1 protein-coding gene is annotated in these 380 nt (G+C 58.2%); it reads right to left on the minus strand.

All coding sequences use genetic code 11. The features are described 5' to 3' along the window. On the minus strand, window positions 1-380 hold a 380-nt coding region (locus tag J9892_RS20640; RefSeq protein ID WP_210538827.1), incomplete at both ends, for a transposase domain-containing protein.

Genomic DNA, 380 nt, shown 5'->3' on the forward strand with positions numbered 1-380 from the left:
GGCATATCCTGGGTTCGGAACAGGGCCCCATCGATGGCAAAGACCTGTAAACCGTGCCAATGGTCTTCAGGATAACGTTCCCGCCCCCACACATCGGCGCACTGTTTGAACAGCCACTCGAGCGGCTGTTTGCCGAGTCGCTGACGAGCCTGAGACAGGGCACTGTCCGCGAGCAAGGCATCATTGGCCAACCCTTCTGCACAGATGTTGAGGCGCCGAGCGACCTCGGAGATAGGCTCATTGCGGAAAAAGGCCATCCCCACGACGAGCCACAAGACCATATCAGAAGGTAAGCGGCGTCGGCGGATAGTGGCCTTTTCAGACAAGGCGGCAGCGGCAGTAATCCATTCGTCGGGAATATGGTCGGCAAAAATGGCCAG

Origin of the sequence: Aeromonas sp. Prich7-2, assembly GCF_017939255.1 — a bacterium.
GTDB lineage: Bacteria > Pseudomonadota > Gammaproteobacteria > Enterobacterales > Aeromonadaceae > Aeromonas > Aeromonas caviae.